The organism is Myxococcota bacterium, from assembly GCA_039030075.1.
In the GTDB taxonomy this organism is placed as follows: domain Bacteria; phylum Myxococcota_A; class UBA9160; order UBA9160; family SMWR01; genus JAHEJV01.
Genome location: JBCCEW010000028.1, coordinates 54,328 through 73,657, shown reverse-complemented (window position 1 = coordinate 73,657; position 19,330 = coordinate 54,328). Strand labels below are relative to the sequence as shown.

The window sequence follows — 19,330 nt, the reverse complement described above, 5'->3', positions numbered from 1 at the left end:
GGGCTGGAAGCGCACCCAGGTGTCGTCCGCGATCTCGAGGTCCCAGAAGATCGACAGCCAGGGGAACTGGAGGTTGAACTCGTCGAACTCGTCGTGGTGGTTGCCCTGATAGCCGGCGATGATGCCGAGGGCGTGACTCGGGCCCGTCGAGAGTTCGAAGCCGGCCTGGGCTTCCCAGACCGCGCGGAAGTCGCTGCGCTCGCCGAAGCGGAACGGGCCGAAGAACTGGACGGCGATCGGATTGGCCACACCGGACACGCGGAGCGCGACGTTGTCGTCGTATTCGGCGCCGACGCGGATCCGCAGCCACTCGCCGGTGTCGAAGGGGTCGCCGAGTTGATCGAGCTGGCGCGCGGCTTCGAGACCGTACTCGGAATCCGGATCGGCGCGGCGCGCGCGGTCGAGGGCGCGGGTCGCCTTGTCACGGTCGGCGCGGGCCCAGGAGCGACCGGCGAACAGACCCGCCGCATCGGTGAGCGTCGGGTCGAGCTCACTGGCGCGGTCGAAGGCCTGGGCCGCTTCTTCGTCCCGCGCGTCGCGTGAGAGCAAGAGGCCCCGGTAGAGGTGCATGCGCCCGTCGTTCGGGTCGGCCGCTTCGGCGCGGTCGAGGGCCACGCGGGCCTGCTCGAACTCGTCGAGGTGGTAGTGGGCCTGGGCCTGGAGCGTCCACACCTGCGAGAGGTTCGGGTCCAGATCCGAAGCCGCCTGCAGGGCGCTCAGCGCCTCGCGGTAGCGACCGAGGCCGAGCTGGGCCGAGCCCTCGGCCCGCGCCGCGTAGGCGTCGGAGGGATCGAGCTTGCGGGCGCGCTGGGCGCGCTCGATCGCCTCTTCGTAGCGTCCCTGGGTGATCAGCTGCTCGGCGCGCAGCCGGAGGACGTTCGATTCTTCGGCGCCCCAGGCGACGCCGCTCGCGGTCACCATCAGCACGACGGTGACCGCGAGGCGGGACCAGAACTTCATGCGCTGCGGCGCCGTCCGGCGGCCAGCACGCCCAGGCCGAGACCCAGGAGCAGTGCGGTCGAGGGTTCCGGAACCACGAAGCCAAGATTCAGCTGCCACTGCGGCACTCCCAGTTCGATGACGGACGGGTCAATGACCACGACGCGGTTCTCGATGAGATACTGAATCTGGAAAGCCGCGCTGCTGCCGGTGGGGAAGCCGTCCGGAAGCCGCCCCAGCTCGATCGCGGGGTAATAAACCGGATCGCTCAGGGGATCGCCAACGACACTGGGCACGCGCAGGATGACCCAGTCCGCGAAACTGTCGTTCGGGTCGTTGGTCAACTCGATGCCGACGTTCGAGCAGTCGTTCGGACCGCAGTAGTCGAAGCTCTGCCCGGTGGCCGTGAGCGTGTTGGGCAGCGGCCGGACGAAGGCGAGGTAGGTGTCACCGATCAGTGCCGCCCCGCTCGTCGCCGTCCAGTTCGAGGTGATCTCCGCGCTCGTCGACGGGTCCGGCGGCAACACCAGCGTGGTGTCGTCCAGGAACCGCGTGGTGGTCAGCTGCGGGTTCGGGTCCGTCTCGTCGCGGAACGTGAACAGCTGGTCGAGGTCGACCAGCTGAATGCCCGCGGACTGCGCCGCCAGGGCCTCGGCTTCGGAGGTGCCAAAGCCCCCCGCTCCCGAGAAGGTCACGGGTGTGGCCGACGCCGCTGCCGCGAGAAGAAGACTGCCCAGGATCACGCCGAGTCGTCGGACCCGGCGGGCTCCACTGCTCTGGGTGAGGAAAAACCGATTCGAGGTCTGCATGCCCTACTTGTGGTGAGGCATGCCCGGAGATCGCAAAAAAACTACAGAATCAACGGGTTACAAAAAAGATGCCCAGATTCCGCGGGCCTCTGGGGCCACTCTTGCGAGCGCGTGAGCCGTGCTCAGCGCACCCGGACGCGCGCAGGGCGTCGGAAGCTTTGGTGCAACTCGCCCTTCACGTCGCGGGGCTTCCCCCGCAGCACCCGCACCTCTTCCAGCCAGGAGACGAGGCGCAGGAAATCGGCGTCCGTGGCCCGGGCACAGCCCAGCGAGGCGGGCTTCCCGAGCAGGAGCGGGTCCGCGGCCCCGTGGAGCGCGATCTCGCCGTTCTCGGCGAAGGGGAGCTTGCCGACCCCCATCGGGCCGTGGATCGAGGGGGGCTCGGGAGTCGCCCCAAAAGAGCGGGCCACGGCGCCGGGCTTCCAGCCCGGGTTCCGGATGACCTTGTAGGCGCGGTAGCGGCCCGGGGGCGTGGGATGGGATGGCGACCCGATCACGATCGGGAGCGTGGGGCCGTCCTTGCCGGTGCGCAGATCCCGCGTCGTCACGCGGAAGTCCTCGAGGTCGATCTCGATCAGCACGCCGGGGTCTTTGCCCCCCGCTAGCAGCAGCGGGACGCAGCACGCCAGAGCGAGCCAGAGCCGCCAGCTCCGCCCCCTTCCGCTCCGCTCGCGCCGTGCGCTCGACATGCCCAAGACCATCTCCCACATCACTCGACGTCTCGCGCCCGAAGATACGGCCGCACCTCGCCTTTTCAAGCAACGCACGGGCTTGCAACGCGCTTCCCTACCTGGAGTGCGTGGCGCCTCCTAAGGTAGGGGTGACGATGTCCTTCGAAGCGCTCGACCGCCAACCCTACCTCTCCCTTCGCACCTTCCGTCGCGACGGGCGCGGCGTCGACACGCCGGTCTGGTTCGGACGCGACGGCGACGCGCTGTTCGTGTTCACCGCGCCGGACGCAGGCAAGGTGAAACGCCTGCGCAACAGCGCGCGCGCCCAGGTCGCTGTCTGCAACGTGTCCGGCGGCGTTCGGGGCCCCTGGGCGGACGCTTCCGCGAAGCTGGTGGACGACGCGGCGTTGGCCGCCCAAGCGCACCGCGTGCTGCAGAAGAAGTATGGTTGGCAGCTTCGTCTCACCGACCTGCTGTCGCGGCTCGCCGGGCGGATCGATCAGCGACGCTGGATCCGCATCACCGCCGCCGACGACCGCTGACCCGAGGACCTGTCGTCGTGGCCCCCCAAGATCTCGCCTTCGAAGTCGACGCCGACGGCGTCGCCTGCATCACCCTCGATCGCCCCGAGGCCCGCAACGCATTCAGCGGCGCGATGGGCACAGCCCTCGGCGAGGCGTACCGCCGCTGCGACGAGGACGACGCGATCCGCGCCGTGGTGCTGACCGGCCGGGGCGACAGTTTCTGCGTGGGCGCCGACATGGGCGCCGGCGAGGACACCTTCGCCGCCCAGGACGCGTCGGATTTCAGCGCGGCGGCCTTCGATCCGCCGGCGTTCGCGGTGCGCAAGCCGGTGATCGCCGCCGTCAACGGCCACGCGATCGGGCTCGGACTCTCCATGACCCTGCAGTGCGACCTCCGCGTGTTCGCCGCGGAAGGGAAGTACGGCATCGTGCAGGTCCGGCGCGGCGTGATGCCCGACGCCTACGCCCACTACACCCTGCCCCGCATCGTGGGCTTGAGTCGCGCGGCGGATCTGTTGCTGACCGGTCGCAAGATCGACGGCGCCGAGGCCCTGGCGCTGGGCCTCGCCTCGCGCGTGCTACCGGCGGACGAGGTGCTCCCGGCGGCGCTCGAGATCGCGCGCGACATGGCCATCCATGCCGCTCCGCTCTCGGTCGCGGTGACCAAGCGCCTGCTCTGGGAGAGCAGCGCCCTCAGCCCGAGCGACGTCGAGCGCAAGGAGACCGAGCTCCACCATCACCTGATGGGACGCGCCGACGCGATCGAGGGCGTGATGGCCTACCTGGAACGCCGCCGACCCGAGTGGAAACTGTCGGTCCAGCGCGACTGGCCTGCCTGGCCGGAATAGGCCCGGCAAGGGGCCGGCGGGCGATTTTCTTTTGCCGGCAACCGCGCCCCACAGACACCCGTGGCCGCTGGCTCCCGGCGCTTCGCGCCCCAGAGCGGGCGTCGCGACGCGGCGTTTGGACCGTCAACCCCGTCGGCGTGCGGTCGATAAGCCCGGAGTCTCGTTCTCGGAAGGAGTGAACGCCGATGCAGAATCGGATTCGACGCTTTGTGGCAGCTCTGGCAACCGCGGCACTCGTCCTGACGCTGGCGGTCCCGGCCGCGGCCAACAACCGCGCCTATCAGGTGGACACGGAGCCGGCGACCGTGCCGATGATCTTCGATGTCCTCGTCATGCGGCCCGTGGGCCTCGCGATGACCGTGGTCGGCACGGTGGCCTACGTGTTCCCCGTTGCCCCGATCATGGCGGTGACGCGGCCCGGCGACCTCGGCAAGCCGCTCGGCCCGCTGGTGGGCGCCCCGGCGCGCTTCACCTTCGCGGACCCGATCGGTCAGCACCCCTAGTTCAAGTCTCGGCCTAGTTTGGGGCCGAGCGCGATTCCCGGCGGGGCGGAGACGCCCCCGACCGGGATCGCTGCGTTTCGGGATCGCGTCCCGAGCGCGGCGCGCGGTTGAGCTGGGAGTTGCCGGATGCTCAGGCCATCCGCACGGGCATCTGCTCGAGCCCGGTGATGAAGTTCGAGTTCCGGTAGGGCGGCGCCGCGTCGTCGTCGAACGTCATCGTGTCGACTCGCGCCGTGAGCTCTTCGAACATCACGCGCAGCTCGAGGCGCGCCAGCGACGACCCCAGACAGAAATGCGCCCCGTAGCCGCCGAAGGCCAGGTGCGGGTTCGGATCGCGGGTGATGTCGAAACGGTCCGGCTCCTCGAATACGGCCTCGTCCCGATTCCCGGACGGATAGAGCAGCAACAGCTTGTCGCCCTCGTGTAGCGAGCGCCCCTGGAGCTCGACGTCCCGCGTCACGGTGCGCGCCATGTTCTGGATCGGCGTGACCCAGCGCAGCATCTCCTCGACGGCCTGGGGGATCGGGACCCTTCCCTCGCGCAGCGCCTGCCACTGCTCGGGGTGCTGGAGCAAGGCGTACATGCCCCCCGTGATCACGTGGCGCGTCGTCTCGTCGCCGCCCACCAGGATCAGCAGGGACTCCTGCAGCAGCGCCTCGTCGTCGAGGCGCTCCCCGTCGATCTCGGCGTGCACCAGGATGCTCATCAGGTCGTCCCCCGGCGAGTTCGCGCGCCGCTCGGCCACCACCGCGGCGCAATAGGTCGCGTACTCCTGGGCCGCGAGGCCCGCCGCAGCGAGCGCCTCGGGCGGCGCCGACAACGAGAGTCCCGCAATCAGGTCGTCGGACCAGCGCAGCAGATCGTCCCGGTCCTCCGGGCGCACCCCGAGCATGTCGCCGATCACGATCATCGGAAGCGGCGCAGCCACGTCGCGCACGAAGTCGACCGCGCCCCGCTGCTTCGCGTTCTCGATCAGGCCCGCACACAGACTGCGGATCTTCGTCTCGTGGGCGGCCACGCGGCGCGGCGTGAAGCCGCGGTTCACCAGGTTCCGGCGCCGTTTGTGGTAGTCGCCATCGAAGTTGATCATCGACGGGATCGGCGGCGAGTCGGGGCGCATCCCGAAGCGGTTGCAGTAGGTCTCGCTGTCCTTCGAGCACGTGAGCAGATCCGCGTGACGGGTGATGCCCCAGAGCTTCGCTTCCTCGTCCCAGTAGACGGGCTCGTTCTCCCGCATCCAGCGAAAGCGCGGGTGCGGATCCTCGGCATAGAAGCGGCCGTCCATCAGGGACAGCTCGGGACGCAGGGACGGTTGGGCCAAGAGAGATCTCCTCGGTGCGCTCCCCCAGAACGGGTGCGCAGGCTCGGCGCGGAGGGTACTCGAGGCGCGTCTCGCGATCCCGAGGGCAGGGCCCAGGCGTGCGACGTCTCGGATTCGAGAGGATGCTGCCGCGCCGTTGCCGATCCCAGCAGGCGCGCCCGGGCGGCAACTCGCGAAGATCGCCCCGGCAGTCTCGACTTACGCCCTCACCTGCCGACGCCTTCTCGTCTCCGTGAGCGGCAAGCGCTCGTCGGCGATGCGCAGCTGGGCCAACCGCTGCCCAGAAACGTCCCGGGGCCGGGACTCGCGCCCGGGAATCCCCAATCGGCAACGCGGTACGCCAAGCCACGTTGCGCCCGCCCTTTCTCCGCCTGCCTCGGTATTTGGCACGACACTTGATAGGGGAAGGTGCACGTCTGGACGGCCCTGCATGTTGCTCACGCGATGGTCCAGACCCAGGAGTTTCGGATGCGACACGAACACACCGTCCTCTTCGTCGATGACGAGGTCAACATTCTGAAAGCGCTGCAGCGTCTGCTGCGCGGCGAGGACATGAACGTCCTGGTCGCCAGCCGCGCGAGTGAAGCGCTCGAGCTGCTCGACCGGTACCCGACCCAGGTCGTGGTCACCGACCAGCGCATGCCCGAGATGTCGGGCGTGGACTTCCTCGCCCAGGTGCGGGAGGCCCATCCCGAGATCGTGCGCATGATGCTGACGGGCTACACCGAGATGAACGTGGCCGTCGACGCGATCAATCGCGGCGAGATCTACCGGCTCATCACGAAGCCCTGGAACGACGACGAGCTGCGCGCCACGCTGCGCCAGGCCTTCGATCACTCGGCCCTGAAGGGCGAGATCAAGCGCCTGAACCACATCACGCGCGAGCAGAACTTCAAGCTCCAGGACATGAACCGGAACCTGGAAGAGAAGGTCCGCGACCGCACGAAGCAGGTGGCCGCGAAGCACCAGCAGCTGCGCACCGCCTACGTCCAGACGATCCGCACCCTCTCCGAGGCCGTCGACGCAAAGGACGCGTACACGCGCGGCCACTCGGAACGGGTCGGCGTGTACGCCTCGAAGATCGCGCGCGAGATGAACCACCCGAAGGACGTGATCGAGCGCGTCTACATCGCGGGACTCCTCCACGACGTCGGCAAGATCGGCGTTCGCGACGCCGTGATCACGAAGCCCGACCGGCTGACGCCCGAGGAGTACGAGGAGATCAAGGCGCACCCGGAGATCGGGTACCGGATCCTCGAGCCCGTCGAGTTCCTGAAGGACGTGGCGCCCTGCGTACGTCACCACCACGAGTGGTACGACGGCTCGGATCGTGGCTACCCGGATCGGCTGCGTGGCGACCAGATCCCGCTGCCGAGTCGCATCATCCTGGTTGCGGACACGGTGGAAGCCATGACCAGCGACCGCCCGTACCGCAAAGCGCTCTCGCTCGAGGTCGTGGTTTCGGAGATCCACAAGTACACCGGCACCCAGTTCGACCCGAAGGTGACGGCCGCCCTGCTCGCGCTCCTCGAGCGCGAGGGCGAAGGCTTCATCAAGAAGGGCGAGAAGTTCGACATCTACTCGTTCATCCAGGACTGAGACAGAGAAACCGCCCTCATGCACACCCCCTGTTCCGACGGATCCACGCCCGAGATCGGCTTCGACCCGGAAGCCGTCCTCGAGCGCGATTCGCGCATCCTGCTCGACCCGGCGTTCCTGGCGACGCTGCACGCCGAGCTGGCCGGCGAGCTCGACCCCGACGAGCAGCGCACCGCGTTGCTCCAGATGGGGTTCCTGCACGGCCTCCAGGACGTGACACGCGCACTGGCGTCGACCCCCGACCGCGGCTGTCACCAGACCGGCCCGGCCCTGGCGCCACCGCTGCGGATGCCGTTGCGTTCGAGCACCGACACGCACACCCCGAACGCGATCCGGGTCGAGGGCAGCTGGCCCGACCAACACGAAGCGACGGCCCACCTCTCGGCCGTGGGCGCCGGCGACCACGTCGTCTGCTATCTGAGCGCCGGCTACACCTCGGGCTGGCTGTCCGGCGCCTTCGACGTGGACCTGCTCGCGGTCGAGATCGAGTGCAGTGCCACCGGGGCCGACAGCTGCCGCTTCGAGGCGCGCGAGGTCGACGCCTGGGAGGGCGACGCGGTCGCCGCCCAGAGTCTCTCCGCCCTGCCCTTCGAGCAATTCCGCGCCCTGGTCCGCGAACGCTTCGCGCGCGAAGCCGGTCGCGATCTCCCGGGCGAGCCCGGCGACCTCGAGGCCGTCGAGCGGGGCGCCGCCGCCGTGCACATCTGGGGTCCCGTGATGGTCCTGCCCTACGCGGGCCCGGACGAGACCCTGCAGGCGATCGAGCTCCTCGCGCGCGATCCGGGGGCGGCCGAGGTCACGGTCATCGTCCTGGACCTCGGCGGCGCCATCGTCGACGAGGCCTTCGGCGCGATGGCCCTCGAGCAGCTGGTCCAGACGGCCGAGGCCTGGGGAGCCGAGACCCTCTTCGTCGACCCCTCCCCGCTCTCGGATGCGGTGCTGGCCGACCTCGAACACCCACCGCTGCTGACCCTCAAGGATCTCGAGCCGGCGATCGCCCTGGCGTTCCAGATCGCGCGATCCCAGCGCCGCGTCGCCTGACCACCGGGGCCCGGCCCCTTCAAGTCGAGCGCGGAATCGCCCGAAAGCGTGGCGATGGTGGCGATTCCGGAGAGGGGCGAACTCGCCGAGATTCCGCTTCCGAAGCTGCTGCTGGACCTCGCCAGCGCAAGCTTCGATGGGCTCCTGCATCTCACGCGCGAGCCCCACACCAAGGTGTTCCGCTTTCAGCGGGGGGCTCCGATCTCGGCGGAATCATCGCTCGCCAGCGAGACCCTCGGCGTGCAGTTGCTCGATCAGGGACTCCTCGACCACGACCAGTACCGCCAGGTCTCGGAGCACGTCAGCAAGCGCAAGGTGAAAGAAGGCGCGGCCCTCCTCGAGCTCGGGTTCATCGAACCCAAGAAGCTCTTCCTGGCGCTCAAGGAGCAGGTGCGGACCCGTCTGGTCGATTGCTTCGGCTGGCCGCGCGGTTCCTTCGTCGTCGAGCCCCAGGACGCCCCCTCGGAGAAGGCCCAGCCCTTCCGCGTCGACCTCCTGACCGTCATCCAGGACGGGATCGAGACCCACTGGAGCGCCGAGAACGTCATGCTCGCGCTCCAGCCCCACCTGAACGAGACCGTCGCGCGCAATCGGCGCCTGTCCCGCATCCAGGAGCGCCTGCTCTGGGACGACTCGGTGGCGGCGCTGATCGATGGCCTCGACGGGACGCGCACCTTCTGGCGCGCGCTCCAGAACGCGAAGACTCCGCGCGCGCTCGCCGCGGCCTGGCTGATCGACGCGATCCGCGCGGTCGACTACAGCGAGCCCCTCCCCGAGACCGAAGACACCGAAGAAGAGCCCGTCCTCGAGATCGAGCCGGAGATCGAGATCATCCTCACCGAGGAGGTCCAGGCCGAGGCCGCCGACGCCGCCCCCACGGCGGAAGCCGACGACGCGGGCGAGCGCGGCATGGACGAAGTGCTGATGCTCGAGGTGTCCCAGAAATACGTCGCACTGGCCGACCTCGACTACTACGAGCTGCTCGGGATCGAACAGAACGCGGCACCGGCGGACATCAAGAACGCCTACCGCGCCGCCGCGAAGCGCTATCACCCGGACGCCCTCGCCCGCGCCGGCCTCGACCGCGAGACCCAGGAGAAGGCGGGCAAGGTGTTCGCAGCCATCGGCAAGGCCCACAGCGTGCTGGTCGATCCGAACCGCCGACGCAGCTACGACGCCTCGCTCGAGTCCGACGAGACCGATCTCGACGCCGAGCGGCTCGCCGCGGCCGAGACGAACTACCGCAAGGGCGAGATCCTCATGCGGCAGGGCAACTTCAAGGGCGCCCTGGAGTTCCTGCGCCCGGCGGTCGAGCTCTGGCCCGAGGACGCCACCTACCAGGGCGCACTCGGCTGGGCGCTGTTCAAGGCGCCCCCGTCGGACCCGATCCGGGCGCGCCAGCACCTCGAACGCGGCTACGAGCTGGAGCCGCGCAACGCCGAGGTCGTGATGCACCTCTCGGTCGTACTCAAGGCACTCGGTGAGGTGGCGGCAGCGTCGAACCTGGCCCAGAAGGCGCGCGAGATCGATCCGAGCGTGGGCTGAGGGATTCCGGGCCCTCGTAAGCCTCAGCGAACGCCCTCGTTCCATCCAATACTTCGGCCGGAAACCTCATGCGATACCTGAGGTCGGGTCTCGTCTCCGTGGACCATTCGACGGCCCCGTCGCCGAGTCGAACCCGCCAGCCGCCCTCGCTCGCATCTGCGAGCTCGGACGCCACGGGCTGACGCAGCACGACGACGCCCGAAGGCACGGCGTAGAGGGCACGCATCGCGGGCTCGTCGAGGCGCCCGCCCGCCAGCAAACGCGCGCCGACCCGGCGCACCTCGAACGCCTCTCGCGCCAGCACGCTCGACTCGCCGCCCGGGGCGTGCCCCTGGAGGCCGAGGGCGTGGCCCAACTCGTGTACGAGGCTCCCGAGGAGCTCCGCCTCGCCGAGTCGCACCGGACGGCCGAAGGGGTCCCCCTCGGAGCGCGGGATCAAGACGGCGGCCGCGACGACCTCGGCCGCGAACGCCCCGGACGCGCGCACGCCGGAGACCCGGCAGTCGACCGCCGCCCGCGCACCGCGGCGACGGAACGGCACGATGTCGACGCGGATCCCGACGCGCCCCTGCCCCCCGCGCGAGAAGCGCAGGCCCGGAACCGCGTCTTCCCAGGCCACCAGGGCCCGCTCGATCAGAACGCGCTCGGCGGGTGACACCGCTTCGGAAACGGCCACTGGAACCGGGGCGTCCCCGCTCCAGCGACACAGGAACCAGCGCAGCTCGCCCGCCACCGGCAGCACGTAGGGTGTCGCGTCGCCCAGATGTCCGAGCGGCTGGCCAGCGAGCTCGGGACGCGTCTCGGCCCAGCCGGCGGCGTCCCAGCGCGTGCTGCAACCCAGTGCGGTCAGTCCCAGCGTCACCCCGAGGCCTACCAGCGCCTGGAACCGAGCCCGGCGATGCGCGTTCGGCGGAGTCATGGCCGCAGGGTATCCTGGTCCGATGGCGACCCAAGCCGGCCCGGGAGGCCACGAACACGTCGGCCACGCCCACGGCCCGGCGGACCCGGCCGTCAGCAACCAGCGGCCCCTGAGCATCGCCCTCGCGCTGGCGGCGAGCTATCTGGTCGTCGAGCTCATCGGGGGCTGGTGGACCGGCTCGCTCGCCCTGCTGGCCGACGCCGGCCATATGCTCTCGGACGTCGGGGCCCTGTCGCTCGCCCTGTTCGCGGCCTGGGTGGCCACGCGCCCCGCGGATGATCGCTGGACCTGGGGGCGCTCGCGCGCCGAAATCCTCGCGGCCCTGGCCCAGGGCGTCGCGCTCGTGGTCGTCGCGGTGCTGATCAGCGTCGAGGCCTTCGAGCGCTTCCGAGCGCCGCAACCGGTGCTCGGGATGGGCGTGCTCGGAATCGCCAGCGGGGGCCTGCTCGTGAACGTGCTGGCCCTGCGCGTCCTCGGCGGAGGGCACGAGCACAGCCTGAACCTCCGCGGGGCCTGGCTCCACGTGCTTTCCGATGCGCTGGGAAGCGTCGGCGCCATGCTGGCGGGCTTCGCGATCTGGGCCTGGGGCTGGACCTGGGCCGACCCCGCCGCCTCCCTGGCGATCTCCGCCCTCGTCCTCTTCTCGGCGTGGCACCTGATCCGCGAGGCCGTCGACGTCCTGATGGAAGCCGCGCCGCGCCATGTCGACGTCGACGCGGTGCGACGCGGACTGGGCGACCTCAGCGGTGTGAGCAGCGTCCACGACCTTCACGTCTGGACCCTCGGCCAGGGGCAGGTCGCCCTCTCCTGCCACCTCGTCGTCGCGCGCCCCGGTCTGCACGAAGACCTGCTCACCGACGCCTACACCCTGCTCGGCAACGACCATGGCATCGATCACGCGACGATCCAGATCGAGCCCGAGAACCTGGCGCACACCTCGCCGCGCTCGATCTGCCACGGCGGTTGCGACCCCCAAGAGGCCGCCTGAGGCTCAGCTCGATCGCGCGGCGGTGATCGAGACCTCGATCGACTTGTAGCTCGGCGTGTGGCTCCCCTCGGCGAAGCTGCCGATCGGGACGAGCGGGTTCGCTTCGGGGAAGTAGGTGGCGGCGCAGCCGCGCGGCAGATCGTACTCGCAGGCCTTGAATCCGCGCAGCGTGCGGGTCTCGCCCTCGAAGTGGCTGGTGAGGTCGACGCGATCACCGGGCGCGAGTGCGTGGGCGCGGAGGTCTTCGGGGTGCAGGAAGACCACGCGACGATCGCCTTCGACGCCGCGGTAGCGATCGTCCAGGCCGTAGACGGTGGTGTTGAACTGGTCGTGGCTGCGGATCGTCGTGAGCCGGAAGCGATCCGGATCGACCGCGTCTTCGGGAAGCGCGTGCACCCGGAACTGGGCGCGGCCGTCCGGCGTGTCGAAGCGCCGACTGCGCGCGCCGCTCGGCAACACGAAGCCGTCGGGTGCGCGCACGCGCTGGTTGTAGTCTTCGAAGCCGGGGACCGTGTGCTCGATGGCGTCGCGAATCCGGTCGTAGTTCGAAGCGAAGGGGCCCCAGGGCACGGCGGCGCTGTCGTCGAGGATTGCCTGGGCCAGCGCCGCCACGATCGCCGGTTCGCTCCGGAGCGACTCGGAGGCTGGAGCGAGCGACCCCTGACTGCGGTGCACCACGCTCATCGAGTTCTCGACGCTCACGAACTGGGTTCCCGCGAACTGGTCGTCCCGCTCGGTCCGGCCGAGACACGGAAGGATGTAGGCCTCGTGGCCGCAGACCACATGGGAGCGGTTGAGCTTCGTGGACACCTGGACCGTGAGCTCACACTGACGCAGGGCCAGCGCCGTCACCTCGGTGTCCGGCGACGCGGCGGCGAAGTTCCCGCCCATGCCGACGAAGGCGCGCACGCGGCCCTCGCGCATGGCCCGGATCGAAGCGACGACGTCGTGGCCGGGTTCGCGCGGCGGCTCGAAATCGAACTCGCGGGCCAGTGCGTCGAGGAAGCCTGCGCCCGGTTTTTCGGTGATCCCGACGGTCCGATCGCCCTGCACGTTCGAGTGTCCGCGCACGGGACACGCACCGGCGCCGGGGACCCCGATGTTCCCCCGCAGCAGCAGCAGGTTCATGATCTCCTGCACGTTGGCGACGCCGTGGCGGTGCTGGGTGATCCCCATCGCCCAGCAGGCGATCACGCGCTCCGAGCGTGCGTAGAGCTCGGCCACTGAGCGCATCTGCTCCGCGGAGATCCCGCTGCGTCGTTCGAGGGTCGCGCGGTCCTGCGCGCGCAGGTCGCGCTGCCAGGCCTCGAACCCGGCGGTGTGGGCGCGCAGGAAGGCGCGGTCGAGCACCTGGCCCGGGCGTGCGTCCTCGAGCTCGAGGACCGCGAGCGCCAGCCCCTTCAGCAACGCGACATCGCCCCCCACCCGCACCTGCAGGTAGTGATCTGCGATCGGCGTCCCGCGACCGAGCCAGGCGAGAGGCTCTTGAGGGTGGGCGAAGCGCACGAGCCCGCGCTCGCGCAGCGGGTTGATCGCGACGATCTGGGCACCGCGCCGTTTCGCCGCCTGGAGCGCACTGAGCATGCGCGGGTGGTTCGTGCCCGGGTTCTGCCCGATCACGAAGATCAAGTCGGCGATCTCGAAGTCCTCGAGGCCGACGGTTCCCTTCCCGACACCGATCGCATCCGTGAGCCCCACGCCACTCGACTCGTGACACAGATTCGAACAGTCGGGCAGGTTGTTGGTGCCGAAGCAGCGCGCCAGGAGCTGATAGAGGAACGCCGCCTCGTTGCTGGTGCGACCCGAGGTGTAGAAGACCGCCTGATCGGGTGACGGCAGCCCGCGCAGCTTCTGCGCGATGCCTTGGATCGCCGCGTCCCAGGAGATCGGCTCGTAGTGATCCGCGCCCGCGGGACGATGCAGCGGTTCGGTGAGGCGCCCCTGCTGTTCGAGCCAGTGGTCGCTCTGCTCCTGCAGACTGGCCAGCGACCAGGCTTTCCAGAACTCGGGACGCAGCCGCTTCGTGGTGGCCTCGTGGGCCACCGCCTTCGCGCCGTTCTCGCAGAACTCGGTCGTCGCGCGCTCGCGGGGGTCGGGCCAGGCGCAGCCCGGACAGTCGAAGCCGTGGTTCTGGTTCACGTCGCCCAGCACGCGCAAGGCGCGCAGCGGACCGAGCTCGCGCTGGCTCGTGCGCAACGTGGATACGATGGAGCCGAAACCGCCGGCAGGTGCGCGGTCGGCGGGATCGCTGCCCGGAGCCGCAGCGCGCGACACCCGCACGGGCTCAGGCGTCGTGGCCTCGCTGGGTGACGCGCTCGACCCGCTCCCCTGCCTCGCCGTCGGCTTCGACTCGCTCACCTGTCGCCCCCTGCACGCGCGAAACGTCACCGTACACGTTGAATCGCGGGCCCCGCAAGAAACCGACCAGGGTCAACCGGGCGCGCTCCGCGAACTCGATCGCGAGCGATGACGGAGCCGACACGCCCGCGACGAGGGGAATGCGCGCGGCCAACGCCTTCTGCACGATCTCGAAGGAGACCCGACCCGACACCAGCAAGACGTGACCCGCGAGCGAAGTGCGCGCGTGCCGCAACGCCCAGCCCAGCACTTTGTCGACGGCGTTGTGTCGACCGACGTCTTCGCGCGTCACCAGGTGGGATCCATCCGGGGCGAACAGCGCGGCGGCGTGCAGTCCTCCGGTACGCGCGAAGCCCCGCTGTGCGCGCTCGAGTTGCACAGGCAGGCTCGTCAACCACGCCGCGTGGAACGCGGCGTCATCCTCCAAGGGCGGTGCCACCGCGAGGGCGTTGTCGATGGTGGCCTTGCCGCAGAGCCCGCAACTGCTGCTGGCGTAGAAGTGGCGCCGCAGGGCTTCCCAGTCGACGCGCACGTCCTCGCGAAGCACCACACGCACCACGTTGTCGGCGCTCGCCGGGTCCGCGGCGTGACGGCAGTGGCGTACCGACACCACCTGCTCGACCGATTCGATCACGCGCTCGGTGCGGAGGAAGCCCAGGGCGAGCTCCCGGTCGTGGCCTGGAGTCCGCATCACGACCGCCAACGCCGTGCCGCCGAGCTGGATCTCGAGAGGCTCCTCCCGCGCCACCGCGTCCGGCCCGGGCGCGGATCCATCGGGCCCGAAGCGCACCACCGACGTGGTGGCCCAGGCGTGGCCGTCGTCGTCTTGGCTCACCTCGGCAGCATAGCCAGCACACCCTCCCGCCCCCGGAGCGCTCCAGCGCGGGCCCGGGCGCGACGATACGCCGGGGGACCATGTTTCGACCGCTTCTCGAGGGTGCACCGGGCCGCGTCCCCTGGCTGTGTGGGGCGCTGCTGCTGTTGTGGGTGCTGGCCGGAGTCGGCAACGCCGTCGCCGGTGGCCTGCCGGCCGAGCGGCTGGGGGTCTCGAGCGCTGGGGGCACGTTTCCGAGCGTCCTGACCGCGATCTGGCTGCACGGATCCGGTCTCCACCTGTGTTCGACGGTGCTCCTGTTCGCCCTGGCCGGTCCCCAGCTCGAAGCCCGCTGGGGCCCTGGGGCCTTTGGCGGCGCCCTGCTCCTCTGGATGCTGGCCGCCTTCGGCGTCGATCGTGCGCTGTACGGGGAGGCCGCAGCCGGCTGGGTCGGCCCGACCCCGCTCCTGGCCGGGTTGGTGGCCGCCGCCACGGTGCGCGGCTGGAGCACCGGTCTCGGCCTGCGCATCGGTCCCGCGTCTTCCAGCCGGGACGTCACCCTGCCCGTCCTGGTGCTGCCCCCGGTCTGGCTGCTGGCTTCGATCGTGCTCGACGCCCAGGCCCCGCTCGCCGGGCCCGTCGCGTCCCACGGCTTCGCACCGGCCGGCGTGACCGCGGCGCTCGGCATCGGCGTCGCGGTCGGTCTTTCCTTCCTCGGGTGGGAGGAGCGCCGCGCGCGCGAACCGGTGAAGACCGCGGCGCCCTTGAAGAAGACCCTGAAGGCGGCTGCGACCGCGCGGGCCGAGGGTCGACCGGGCGACGCCTACGACACCCTCGACCGCGCCCTCACCGGCGATGCCGCAGACGCGCCGGTCATCGAAGCACTCTGCGACGTCGCCGCCGAGTGTCAGCGCCAACGCGATGCCCAGCAGGTGGCCTCGCGCTTCGTGCTGCGGGCGTTGGAACAGAACCAGCCCGACCTCGCGGCCCGGATCTGGGCGCGGATCGCACCGACCGCCTCGGTCTCCCTTCCCCTCGCGACCCGCTTCGCCCTGGCCGACCGCCTGATCGCCGCGGGAGACCCCCGGGCCGCTGCCGCCACGCTCGGCGGCGCAATTCGCGTCGATGCGTCTCAGCTCAGCGTGGGCGCGGCCTTGCGGATCGCAGAGACCGTCGAGCCGCTCCACGGCGCCACCGCAATCGAAGCCCTGCAATGGGTGCTCGCCCAGGCGACCTTCGAGGGACCGAAGCGCCAGAAGCTCGAAGCCTGGATCGCTCGGATCGAGGCCGACCCGAAGCACCTCGAGGAGGCGCCCCTCGAGGCCGCTCGCACGGCGCCGGCAGCGCCTGCGGCGCCCGCGGCGCCCGCGGCGCCCGAACCTCCGCCCATCGATCCGAACGACCTCGACCTCGACGCAGACGACGCGCTCGGCCTCGACGAAAATGGGAGTCACACCGCGACCTCGGCAGGCGTGGATCCACACGCGGTCGATCTCGCGGCCGAGGACGACAGCGGGTCGCTCGAACTGGCGGAGCCCGGCTCCTCCGGCGGCCCCGCGCCCACACCGGGTGAGGAACGCAGCATCGACCTCGGGGGCGGAATGGATCTCGGCGATGGTGCGGGACTCGATCTCGCGGACGCGGGCACCGCGCCGGGAGACGCCGGACTCGACCCGGCCGAACTCGACTCCTTCGATCCGGGCGATCTCTCGAAGCTCGAGCTCGACGCGGAGGATCCGCTGGCGGTCGCCGCAGAGCCCGCGCAGGCCGCCTTCGCCGAGGTGCGCTTCCCCAGCGCGAAGATCGTGAACGCCCGGGTACAGGGACTGAAGGCGGGACAGCTCCACCTCCAGAGTCCTGGAGGCAAGACCTCTCGGCTCGCGACGGCTCGGATCGGCGGCCTGGCGTGGGCCCGCATCGCGGACACGCCGGTGCTCGACGCGCTGCTCAACTGGAACGACGCGGGACAGGAGCCGCTGCGCATCGTGCGGCTGTCGCTGCCCGCGAGCGCCGACAAGCCGATGCTCGACCGCCTGCGCGCGCTTGCCGAAGCCCTGCTGACGACCGGCGCCGTCAGCGCGGTCACGTCCTTCGACGGGGCGCCGCCGAGCTTCGCCAGCCTGGACGCCTATCAGCGCGAGCTCCTCGGCGTCGCCGAGGCCGGCTCGCCCGACCCGCACGCGTAGGCCTCACCGCTCGACTTCGGAAGCAGCGGACCGCGCAACGGGACGCGGAGCGCTCCATCGCGTCCGGTCCAACCCCAGGGAATCTCGCGACCGGCCAGTCGGGCCCGCACCGCGACGTGGGGCAGCGCGAAGCGGCCGCGGCACGGGGCCGATACCCAGGCCCAGCGCGGTGCGACGGCGCGCAACAGCGCGTTCGAACTCGATCCGCCGCTGCCGTGGTGCGGGAGGAGCAACAGCTCGGCGTCGAGCGGCGCCGCGGTCGCGATGAGCGCAGCTTCGGTCTCGACGTCGATGTCCCCGGGAAGCAGCACCCGCGCGCCCCCTTCGAGATCGATGCGCACCACCAGCGAGCGTGCGTTGCGCGATCCCGAGCCTCCCCGCGGCGGCCAGAGGGGGTCGACGAGCAGATCCCCGAAGCGCCGGCGCGGACTCCCCCTCCCGACCTCACGGACGGTCACCCCGCGCTCGCGCGCGCGCCGCACGAGCGCGTCGAAGCCCGGGTCGGCCGGCGCGCCGTGGGGCAGCCAGAGCTCCCGGGTGGGTACGGAGTCGAGCACCGATCCGAGGCCACCACGGTGATCGAGATCGGCATGGGTGGCGATCACGAGATCGAGCCGCTCCACGCCGAGTGCCGCGAGGCCGGGGACGACGCGGAGGGCCCCGGCGTCGCGGCCATCCGGATAGGCGGGCCCCCCATCGACCAACACCACCGCGCGTCGGCCGCGCACGAGCGTCGCGTCGCCCTGGCCGACGTCGAACGCCACGAGTTCGGGGCTCGCTGCGGGAGACACGGAGATCGTAATCCAAAGCCAGGTTAGGCATACGAACAAAGCTCTCCGCCCGAGCCCCGGACTCCACCAGGCCGCTGCCCACAGCGCGGCCAGCAGACCCCATCCCACCGCGCCCAAAGCGGGAGCTCGCGGCAGGGGGATCCACTCGGCGCCGTCTCGCAGCGCCGCCAGGCCGTGCTCGCTCGCCGCCGTCGCGGCCCGCACCCACTCCGCCTCGGGCGCCACCCCCACGAGCAGCGCGGCCGCGCCGAGGAACGCGAGTGGAAGCACGCCCAACGCAAACAGGGGAAGCAAGACGAGATTCGCCAACACGCCGGCCGGCGACGCGGCCAGCCCGTGGGCCGCCAGGATCGGAAGGCTCGCCATCCACGCGACGAGCGGTGTTCGCACCCAGACGAGGCGGAGGTGCTCGCCCTGCGGACGCGGAGCCCACAGCAAAGCGGCCACGACCCCGAACGACAGCTGCGCGCCGAGCGCAAAGAGCTCCGCCGGTGCCGAGACGAGCACGGCGCCACCAATGCAGGCGAACGCGGGAGCGGGCCGGACGGGTCTCCGCAGCCACTGAGCGACGACGCCCGCCACGAGAAGACCCGCGGCGCGCTGTACGGGGACCGCGCCGCCTGCCAGCGCCGCGTAGCCCAACCCGCAGAGCGCCGCGGGGCCCAGCGCCGCACGACGCGTGTCCCCGCGCCGACCCGCGCGAGCACTGCGCGCGAACAACGCGGCGAACACCGCAAAGCTCACGACGCACCACCACGCCAGGTGCCAACCCGAGACCGCCAGCAGGTGGGAAAGACCGAGTCGCCGAAACGCCTCGCGGGCCCCGGGCGCGATCGCCCCGCGATCCCCGAGCACCAGGCCGCGCCAGAGGCCGCTGTCGTCCCCGGCCGCCTCCATGCGCTTCGCGAGAGCGACGCGCGCCCGGGCGATGCTCCCGCTGGACCGCGGTGCCGCGCCGCGGCGTACCGCCAGACCCGGGTGCCGGAGGGACGCGCGCTGGCCGATCCCGCGACGCGCGAGTCTGCGGGGGGACGGCCCGCCTGGATTGCGCGCCACCCGCTCGGGCCGCAGCGTGACGCGCAGACGCCAACGCTCGCCGCGACGGGCCTGCGCTTCGAGCGCCGAGATCGCGCCGTAGACCCGCAGCCGGGCGCCGGGGAGCCCGCGCAGCGACGCGAACTCGAGCCAATGCGGCTCGACCAGCCCGCTGCGCCCCGTGACTACGCCCTCGAAGACCGCCCCTCCAGCAGGCGCTGCACGCGCCCCCTCTGCGCGGGCCAGCACGCCCTGCTGCGCATCGTGACCCGCGAGGAAGGCCAACAGCAGCGCTGCGAGGGCGCGTCTCCGCGGCCCCAGGCCCAGTCCGATTCCCAGGGCTGCCGACGCGCTCCAGGCGGCCGTCGAGAGGCCGCCGAGATCGGCCGCAACGATGCCGAGGGCGACGCACGACGTGAGCGCTACGAGCACGCGCACA

The 19,330-nt window shown here is 70.9% G+C and carries 16 protein-coding genes; 8 read left to right on the top strand and 8 right to left on the bottom strand.

Annotated elements, in window-relative coordinates; genetic code table 11:
- From AAF430_22695 to AAF430_22685, 3 genes are all read right to left on the bottom strand, one after another.
- Positions 1-960 (bottom strand): tetratricopeptide repeat protein (locus tag AAF430_22695; GenBank protein ID MEM7413059.1); only part of this gene is annotated, 960 nt, incomplete at its 3' end.
- Positions 957-1,748, bottom strand: a complete 792-nt coding sequence (locus tag AAF430_22690) for a PEP-CTERM sorting domain-containing protein (GenBank protein ID MEM7413058.1) — start codon at positions 1,746-1,748, stop codon at positions 957-959. The genes AAF430_22690 and AAF430_22695, both read right to left, overlap by 4 nt.
- A gap of 122 nt (positions 1,749-1,870) precedes the next feature.
- Positions 1,871-2,437 carry a L,D-transpeptidase gene (locus tag AAF430_22685; protein ID MEM7413057.1) on the bottom strand — a complete coding sequence of 189 codons (567 nt, stop codon included), beginning with the start codon at positions 2,435-2,437 and terminating at the stop codon, positions 1,871-1,873.
- 137 nt (positions 2,438-2,574) lie between these two features.
- On the opposite strand from AAF430_22685, the gene AAF430_22680 reads away from it, so the two are divergent.
- The 3 genes from AAF430_22680 (at position 2,575) to AAF430_22670 (ending at position 4,294) form a co-directional block, all read left to right on the top strand.
- Positions 2,575-2,961 (top strand): PPOX class F420-dependent oxidoreductase, encoded by a 387-nt coding sequence (locus tag AAF430_22680; GenBank protein ID MEM7413056.1) that lies wholly within the window; start codon positions 2,575-2,577, stop codon positions 2,959-2,961.
- Between the two features lie 17 nt (positions 2,962-2,978).
- On the top strand, positions 2,979-3,791 hold the full coding sequence (locus AAF430_22675) for an enoyl-CoA hydratase-related protein (GenBank protein MEM7413055.1): 813 nt from the start codon (positions 2,979-2,981) through the stop codon (positions 3,789-3,791).
- Positions 3,792-3,976: 185 nt separating this feature from the next.
- Positions 3,977-4,294, top strand: a complete 318-nt coding sequence (locus AAF430_22670; GenBank protein ID MEM7413054.1) for a hypothetical protein — start codon at positions 3,977-3,979, stop codon at positions 4,292-4,294.
- Positions 4,295-4,424: 130 nt separating this feature from the next.
- On the opposite strand, the gene AAF430_22665 is transcribed toward AAF430_22670, so the two are convergent.
- Complete coding sequence (locus AAF430_22665; protein ID MEM7413053.1) at positions 4,425-5,615, bottom strand: cytochrome P450; 1,191 nt, start codon at positions 5,613-5,615, stop codon at positions 4,425-4,427.
- Positions 5,616-6,083: 468 nt separating this feature from the next.
- Between AAF430_22665 and AAF430_22660 the strand changes: the two genes are divergently transcribed.
- Genes AAF430_22660 through AAF430_22650 form a run of 3 tightly spaced genes read left to right on the top strand, consistent with a single transcriptional unit; the run spans position 6,084 to position 9,800 of the window.
- Positions 6,084-7,214, top strand: a complete 1,131-nt coding sequence (locus AAF430_22660) for an HD domain-containing phosphohydrolase (protein ID MEM7413052.1) — start codon at positions 6,084-6,086, stop codon at positions 7,212-7,214.
- A gap of 18 nt (positions 7,215-7,232) precedes the next feature.
- Positions 7,233-8,255 (top strand): 4-vinyl reductase, encoded by a 1,023-nt coding sequence (locus tag AAF430_22655; protein ID MEM7413051.1) that lies wholly within the window; start codon positions 7,233-7,235, stop codon positions 8,253-8,255.
- A 54-nt stretch (positions 8,256-8,309) separates the two neighbouring features.
- Positions 8,310-9,800, top strand: a complete 1,491-nt coding sequence (locus tag AAF430_22650) for a DnaJ domain-containing protein (protein ID MEM7413050.1) — start codon at positions 8,310-8,312, stop codon at positions 9,798-9,800.
- Here the strand turns inward: AAF430_22650 and AAF430_22645 are convergent.
- The gene (locus tag AAF430_22645; GenBank protein ID MEM7413049.1) at positions 9,724-10,719 is read right to left on the bottom strand and encodes a hypothetical protein; all 996 of its coding nucleotides are present in this window, start codon (positions 10,717-10,719) and stop codon (positions 9,724-9,726) included. The two genes, AAF430_22650 and AAF430_22645, sit on opposite strands and share 77 nt — an antisense overlap.
- Before the next feature lie 22 nt (positions 10,720-10,741).
- Between AAF430_22645 and AAF430_22640 the strand changes: the two genes are divergently transcribed.
- On the top strand, positions 10,742-11,707 hold the full coding sequence (locus AAF430_22640) for a cation diffusion facilitator family transporter (GenBank protein ID MEM7413048.1): 966 nt from the start codon (positions 10,742-10,744) through the stop codon (positions 11,705-11,707).
- Between the two features lie 3 nt (positions 11,708-11,710).
- On the opposite strand, the gene AAF430_22635 is transcribed toward AAF430_22640, so the two are convergent.
- Complete coding sequence (locus tag AAF430_22635) at positions 11,711-13,981, bottom strand: FdhF/YdeP family oxidoreductase (protein MEM7413047.1); 2,271 nt, start codon at positions 13,979-13,981, stop codon at positions 11,711-11,713.
- A 10-nt stretch (positions 13,982-13,991) separates the two neighbouring features.
- A complete protein-coding gene (gene fdhD, locus AAF430_22630; protein MEM7413046.1) occupies positions 13,992-14,900 on the bottom strand; it encodes a formate dehydrogenase accessory sulfurtransferase FdhD in 909 nt (302 codons plus the stop codon).
- An 80-nt stretch (positions 14,901-14,980) separates the two neighbouring features.
- Between fdhD and AAF430_22625 the strand changes: the two genes are divergently transcribed.
- Positions 14,981-17,065, top strand: a complete 2,085-nt coding sequence (locus AAF430_22625) for a rhomboid family intramembrane serine protease (GenBank protein ID MEM7413045.1) — start codon at positions 14,981-14,983, stop codon at positions 17,063-17,065.
- Here the strand turns inward: AAF430_22625 and AAF430_22620 are convergent.
- Positions 17,011-19,323: a DNA internalization-related competence protein ComEC/Rec2 gene (locus AAF430_22620; protein MEM7413044.1), complete on the bottom strand. Its 2,313-nt coding sequence runs from the start codon at positions 19,321-19,323 to the stop codon at positions 17,011-17,013. The two genes, AAF430_22625 and AAF430_22620, sit on opposite strands and share 55 nt — an antisense overlap.
- Between the last annotated feature and the right edge of the window lie 7 nt (positions 19,324-19,330).

What these genes read in the sequence shown, in the direction of transcription:
- AAF430_22645 (MEM7413049.1), bottom strand. Translation starts at nt 10,719, where the DNA reads ATGACTCCGCCGAACGCGCATCGCCGGGCTCGGTTCCAGGCGCTGGTA.
- AAF430_22660 (MEM7413052.1), top strand. Translation starts at nt 6,084, where the DNA reads ATGCGACACGAACACACCGTCCTCTTCGTCGATGACGAGGTCAACATT.
- AAF430_22640 (MEM7413048.1), top strand. Translation starts at nt 10,742, where the DNA reads ATGGCGACCCAAGCCGGCCCGGGAGGCCACGAACACGTCGGCCACGCC.
- AAF430_22680 (MEM7413056.1), top strand. Translation starts at nt 2,575, where the DNA reads ATGTCCTTCGAAGCGCTCGACCGCCAACCCTACCTCTCCCTTCGCACC.
- AAF430_22670 (MEM7413054.1), top strand. Translation starts at nt 3,977, where the DNA reads ATGCAGAATCGGATTCGACGCTTTGTGGCAGCTCTGGCAACCGCGGCA.
- AAF430_22625 (MEM7413045.1), top strand. Translation starts at nt 14,981, where the DNA reads ATGTTTCGACCGCTTCTCGAGGGTGCACCGGGCCGCGTCCCCTGGCTG.
- AAF430_22685 (MEM7413057.1), bottom strand. Translation starts at nt 2,437, where the DNA reads ATGTCGAGCGCACGGCGCGAGCGGAGCGGAAGGGGGCGGAGCTGGCGG.
- AAF430_22690 (MEM7413058.1), bottom strand. Translation starts at nt 1,748, where the DNA reads ATGCAGACCTCGAATCGGTTTTTCCTCACCCAGAGCAGTGGAGCCCGC.
- AAF430_22655 (MEM7413051.1), top strand. Translation starts at nt 7,233, where the DNA reads ATGCACACCCCCTGTTCCGACGGATCCACGCCCGAGATCGGCTTCGAC.
- AAF430_22650 (MEM7413050.1), top strand. Translation starts at nt 8,310, where the DNA reads ATGGTGGCGATTCCGGAGAGGGGCGAACTCGCCGAGATTCCGCTTCCG.